This window comes from Deinococcus sp., from assembly GCF_018260405.1.
Taxonomy (GTDB): domain Bacteria; phylum Deinococcota; class Deinococci; order Deinococcales; family Deinococcaceae; genus Deinococcus.
Genome location: NZ_JAGLBG010000124.1, coordinates 1 through 5,261, shown reverse-complemented (window position 1 = coordinate 5,261; position 5,261 = coordinate 1). Strand labels below are relative to the sequence as shown.

Below are 5,261 nucleotides of genomic sequence, written 5' to 3'. Positions count from 1 at the left end.
CGAACGGCAAGCTGCCCGGGCACCTGGGCCTGATTCTCGACGGCAACCGCCGTTTTGCCCGCGCCGCCGGAATGCAGCGCGAAATGGGCCACTCTATCGGCGCGGAAAAAGCGCATGAGGTGCTTCAGTGGTGCCTGGAACTCGGTATTCCGGCAGCGACTATCTGGGTGCTCTCAACCGACAACAAAAGCCGCGACCCCGAGGAACTCGCGCACATTCTGCGGCTACTGGAACAAGAAGCCCGCAACCTGGCCACCGACCCGCGCATTCATGCCAACAGGGTACGTGTGCGGGCTATCGGGCAGCACGAGAATTTTCCGCCTAATGTGCTGAACGCCCTTCAGGAACTGGAAGCCACAACCAGCCACTACACCGGAATGCGCCTGAATATCGCCGTAGGCTACGGCGGGCGCGAAGAAATCGTGGACGCGGTCAAGGCCCACCTGCGGGCCCAAGCCGCGCAGGGCCGCACGCTGGGCGAGGTGGCGGACACCCTTGCGCCCGACGACATTAGCCGTCACCTGTACATGGCCGATACCCCGGATCCCGACTTTATTATCCGCACCAGCGGCGAGATTCGCCTGAGCGGTTTCATGCTCTGGCAAAGCGTGTACAGCGAATACTATTTCTGCGACGTGTACTGGCCTGGCTTTCGCCGCGTAGACTTTCTGCGTGCCCTGCGCGACTTTCAGGGCAGAGACCGCCGCTTCGGCAAGTGATACAGATGGCCCGTCTGTTTCGTTGACCACCCGCCCAGGCCCTGGGTGGCCAACTGCACGCCGCGAACCCGCAGTCATCCAATCAGCAATCAGCGAGCCTGCATAGTCATCTGCTGATTCATGGTCATGGTCATGCTGATCTGTATGCCCTCGACGATCATGGTGACCTTCATGTTCATGTCGCTGGACTGCTGCATGCTGCTGGGCAGGCCGTCGGCGCGGTACAGCGTGGTGCCGCCGGACTTCATGTCGGCCAGTTGCAGCTTCATCTGCATGGGCGTTTTGCTGCCTGCCGCCGCCTGTAGGCTGACCTGCCAGGGATTGTAGGCGCTGCGGGTGGCAAAGATGTGACGACCCTGCGCGTCGGTGCCCTTGTAGGTGGTCGTTACGGTGGCAGTCATGGGAGTGGCCTGCACCTGACCAAACATCTGCTGGCCCTGTGGCCCGGCCACGGAGGTCAACAGGCCACTTAACAGGCTCTGTGCGTCGACCTTGGTGGTTTTGGTCTGGGGCATACCGGGCACCAGCGGGGCGCCGTAGACGCCAGTGAAGGTACCGCCCTGTTGCTCGACAACCGAGTTGAGCTTGTCGGCGCTTAACGATTTGAACATGGCCGTAAGCTGCGAGTTGTCGGATTCCACCTTCAGGTTGGTCAGCTTGCCTTCAGGCGAGATCACCTCGGTCACTTTCATGGTGATGGTCTGCGGCCCCGCGCGGCTGGCTCCGGGCGCCTTGGGCAGGTTCTGGCTGGTGGTGGCGATTAGGGTGGTGTTTCCGGCAGCGTCGCGGCCTGCGACTTTTACGAAGGTCTTGCCGCTGAAGGTCATGGCCTGAAGACTACTGGCCTTGTTCAGCCCGGCGGTCATGCTACGGCGAATCTCGTTCAGCTTGGCTGCGCTGACTTTGGAACCGGGGGCCGCCGCGACCTGCACGTCTGAAATGGACATGCGGGTGGTGGTCGTGCTGGTCAGTTCCAGCGTGGACCCTACTGGAGCGCTCAGTTTGAAAGTCGCGGGCACAGTCTGGTCTGCTGTGGTCTGAACGGGCGCGGCAACGGGAGCCACACTGGGCATCTGGCCGGGGGGAACAGCTGGAATAGTCTGGGCCGCCGCGCAGGGCGCCGCAAGCAAAAGGACCGTCATCAGCAATTTATTCATGCCCACATGCTACGGCACGGGTTTAAACGTTCCCTGAGGGTTCTATCTGCGGCATAGTAAGGGGTATGACTCAGACCCGTTCCTTGCGTCCTGACGCCCGGCTGGTGCAACTGCACGCCGAACGTGGAGACCCCGCCACCCGACTGGCCGAGGCGCTCGCCGCCCTAGAAGAGGCTGACTGGGGCCTACTCTTTTCCGGTGAACTTGCCTTGGCCCGGCAACTCGTGGCCCTGCTGGGACCCGGCACCCTGCGCGTTGATGGCCGCCTGAGTGTTGACCGCAGCGCCCTGGCCCAGGCGGGGCTGGCCGTGGCCGACCTGCACGGCGACCTGAGCGGCGCACGGGCCGTCTGGCTGCTGGAACCCGACGAAGCGGTGCTGGAGCGTGCCCGCCGAGCCGGAGTGCGCGTGATCGTGGACGGTACCCTGGCTCCCGGTGGTGCCTGGCCCCAGCGCGGGGCCGACTACGTGGTGTACCGCGACGGGGTGACTTTAACCGGACACGCCGACGCCCCGGTGGCGGCCCTGTTTGGTATGGGGCGTCCCCCGGAGGCCGCTGCGCCCGCCCCCAGTGACCTGAGCGTGGCCCTGGCCCTGCGCGACGTGGCGACGCTGCCCCTGCGGCTCGCCCGCGCCGCACGCACGGTAGCCAACCTCAGCGAGCGTCTGGGCGGTACGGCGCGGGCGGCCTGTCCCACGGCGCTGCTGCTGCCCCCTGACGCAGCGGCAGATACCGCGTGGCCCCTGGGCGGCGTCCTCGGAGCCACGCGCCATGTCCCGGAGGGCGTGATGCTGACCCCTGGTCTCGAAGACACGGACCGGGTGCTGGCGCTGCTACGTAACGTTCCTACTGCACCCCAGCAAGAGGCCGCCGCCGAAGTGCTTTCCGAGCGCCCTGAAGATGGCGCTGCCGGGGAAAACTCTGAAAGAGGCCCCAGAGACCGCGACCGCCGCCCGTCCGAGGAGGTGCAAAGAGCAGCAGGCCAGCAGTTCCAGCGCCGTGACCGTGAAGACCGCCGTTTCGAGCGCCAGCCCAACCGCCAGCGCCGCTTCGATCAGTTTCGCCCGGAACCGTCCCGGAACGATCAACGCAGACCGGAGCAGGCTAGACCCGATGAACCCAGGGCCGACCACCTACGCGGCGAGCATCTGAGCAGCACGCCTGAAGCTCAGCGCTCATTGCCCACGCCCCAGGCCCCAGCGCTGGAACGCTTTACGTTCGAGGCCCCGCAGCCCTCTACTCAGGCCGAGGAAATCTGGGAGCCGGAAATCGTGTTCAGCGATCTGGCCCATGCCGCCCCGCCCCTGACCCACACGGTCAGCAGTGGCCCCGACGCGCCGGAAGAGGTGCCGCCTATCCCGGACGTGGCTGCTCTGGCAGACCCGCATACCGAACCGGAGACTGGCGCGACGCCGCCGGAAGCTGCGCCTCAATTGCAGCCCCAGCCGTCATCAGAAAAACTCGGTTCCAGGCCTGCCGCGCCTGAAGTCGCGCTGCCGGATATTGTGCCTGACCTGCCGGCTACGCCCGCCGGAAAGGAAGACCCCGCCGCCAACCTCACAGACGAGCAAGCCGCCATTTATGCCCGGCTGCGTGACTGGCGCAACGCCGAGGCCAAGCGCCAGGAGATCAGCCGGTTTATTATTGCCAGCAACGCTTCACTGGCCGAAATCGCCCGGCGCGTGCCTTACACCCTCGAAGACTTGGCAGCCGTCAAGGGCATGGGCAAAGGCCGACTGGAAAAGTACGGTCAGAAGATTCTGGAAGTCGTCAAAGGCTAAAATGGGCGGCCTTTTAGGGTTCCGGACCATAGCGGCGCTCGCTGGGAAGGGCACCGCCTTGCTGTACGGCCTGGGCTATAGCGCAGGCCAGCGGAAAATCGGCGGCCCCGTACCAGCTTTCTTCCAGGCCCTGCGCGGTTCGGCGGTAGACGCACATCGCCGGGCCATAGCTGCACGCCCCCAGGCAGCCACTCTCAGTTAGACGAACCGTGCCGCCCGCCTTGTAGTAGGCCAGCGATTCACGCTCCAGGTAGTTCCACAGCGCCCTGTACAGCAGGCCCGAGCCACGCCCCAGACATTGACTGTTCTGGCAGATCAGCAGATGGCCGTTGGTCGGAAAGAACTTAGCAGGCACGGGATCTCCTCTGTAACCTTTACGCCAGTTATACAGGATTCCGCTTGAACTGGGCCGTTTTGGATTCAATCCGAGCAGAGGCGACTAGGGAAAGCTACGGCTTTCGCGGTAAGGAGTAGCCAGTGACCGCTGCTCGTATCTGAGGAAAGCGCCCAAACTCGCTCTGCTCCGTATTCATCCCTTGTTAACTGTAGGCATTGAACCCGAAAACCTGCGGCCAGCACGTTGGTTTGACTGGGTGATATAGCCTGGAAAGGTACGCCTGGCACAAATTATACCCAACAAAAAAGCCCCCGCAGTGGGGGGCAAATCAGAAAAAAGATTTCAGACGGCGAGAACCTGGCGGCCATCGTAGTAGCCGCAGCTCGGGCAAATGTGGTGCGAGAGCTTCTTGGCCTGGCAATGGGGGCAGGCCGTCAGGTTGGGGGCGGTCAGCGCGTGGTGGCTGCGGCGCATATCGCGCTTGCTCTTGCTGGTTTTTTTCTTGGGAACGGGGTGTTTAGCCATGATTTTTCTCCTCGGGGGGCCGCTCGGCGCTTTTTGAACTGTTGGGGCCCTGCGCCGGGGCGACTGCTCAACCTTGTTCTGGGGTTCCAGTCAGGCGAGACAACAGCCAAAAGTATAGCACAGCTGTGACGTTACAAGTAAACTGGCGGACGTTCTCCAAAAGTTCGGTGCCTGCTGCCGACTTCGTCATGCCCAGAGACTCATATGACTTCCGATTAAATCTGAAATAACCAGACTCAATCCGAGCGCATGAGGGCAGGAACAATATGGGTTTCGCAGTATAGGCGGTGCCCTCTTGGTCAAAACGGCACCCAGAATGGGGCCTGACCGCTTCTTGGTCAGAGCGGCCTGCCCGCTGTCTTGGTCAAAGCGCCACCCAGGAAGGGGCCTGCCTGCGCTCCGACCGTACCAGAAATTTAACGGAATCTGTAGCAAGTGGTTGTCGGGCACAGTTCCGGCCAGCCCCTACATGCTTCGGTGCCGCTGAGACGGCTGCCCATCAGAGGTTCATTCGACCTGTTGCGTAACTTCGGCAGCCCCCACCTTGCCCGTGGTCAGGCGAACCAAGACGGCGTGCGGGTGCAAAGGCTTGGGCGTGAGCAAAGGGGTGAGGATGGCGGGTGTGAGTTTGTACGTGGGCTGGTTGTGCTTTTGCAACATGTCTACGAGGCTGTCTGAGGCCCTAACCATGGGAAATGTTTTAGGCTTTAACGGTGGAACGCGCAGCTTACCCTAGCGACCT

The 5,261-nt window shown here is 62.9% G+C and carries 6 protein-coding genes; 2 read left to right on the top strand and 4 right to left on the bottom strand.

Annotation, left to right across the window (positions count from 1 at the left end; genetic code table 11):
• Nucleotides 1–719 (top strand): isoprenyl transferase (locus QZ269_RS11790; RefSeq protein ID WP_291426903.1); only part of this gene is annotated, 719 nt, incomplete at its 5' end.
• Nucleotides 720–808: 89 nt separating this feature from the next.
• Here the strand turns inward: QZ269_RS11790 and QZ269_RS11785 are convergent.
• On the bottom strand, nucleotides 809–1,876 hold the full coding sequence (locus QZ269_RS11785; RefSeq protein ID WP_291426902.1) for a hypothetical protein: 1,068 nt from the start codon (nucleotides 1,874–1,876) through the stop codon (nucleotides 809–811).
• Between the two features lie 65 nt (nucleotides 1,877–1,941).
• On the opposite strand from QZ269_RS11785, the gene QZ269_RS11780 reads away from it, so the two are divergent.
• A complete protein-coding gene (locus tag QZ269_RS11780) occupies nucleotides 1,942–3,657 on the top strand; it encodes an HRDC domain-containing protein (RefSeq protein ID WP_291426901.1) in 1,716 nt (571 codons plus the stop codon).
• A gap of 13 nt (nucleotides 3,658–3,670) precedes the next feature.
• Here QZ269_RS11780 and QZ269_RS11775 read toward each other — a convergent pair whose 3' ends face one another.
• The 3 genes from QZ269_RS11775 to QZ269_RS11765 form a co-directional block, all read right to left on the bottom strand.
• Nucleotides 3,671–4,012 carry a ferredoxin gene (locus tag QZ269_RS11775; protein WP_291426900.1) on the bottom strand — a complete coding sequence of 114 codons (342 nt, stop codon included), beginning with the start codon at nucleotides 4,010–4,012 and terminating at the stop codon, nucleotides 3,671–3,673.
• A 324-nt stretch (nucleotides 4,013–4,336) separates the two neighbouring features.
• Nucleotides 4,337–4,519, bottom strand: coding sequence for a 50S ribosomal protein L32 (gene rpmF, locus QZ269_RS11770; RefSeq protein WP_291426899.1), 183 nt, complete (start codon nucleotides 4,517–4,519; stop codon nucleotides 4,337–4,339).
• 507 nt (nucleotides 4,520–5,026) lie between these two features.
• Nucleotides 5,027–5,209, bottom strand: a complete 183-nt coding sequence (locus QZ269_RS11765; protein WP_291426898.1) for a DUF2196 domain-containing protein — start codon at nucleotides 5,207–5,209, stop codon at nucleotides 5,027–5,029.
• Nucleotides 5,210–5,261 lie beyond the last annotated feature (52 nt).

Coding starts and splice junctions, on each gene's coding strand:
- QZ269_RS11765 (WP_291426898.1), bottom strand. CDS start 5,209: ATGGTTAGGGCCTCAGACAGCCTCGTAGACATGTTGCAAAAGCACAAC.
- QZ269_RS11780 (WP_291426901.1), top strand. CDS start 1,942: ATGACTCAGACCCGTTCCTTGCGTCCTGACGCCCGGCTGGTGCAACTG.
- QZ269_RS11785 (WP_291426902.1), bottom strand. CDS start 1,876: ATGAATAAATTGCTGATGACGGTCCTTTTGCTTGCGGCGCCCTGCGCG.
- rpmF (WP_291426899.1), bottom strand. CDS start 4,519: ATGGCTAAACACCCCGTTCCCAAGAAAAAAACCAGCAAGAGCAAGCGC.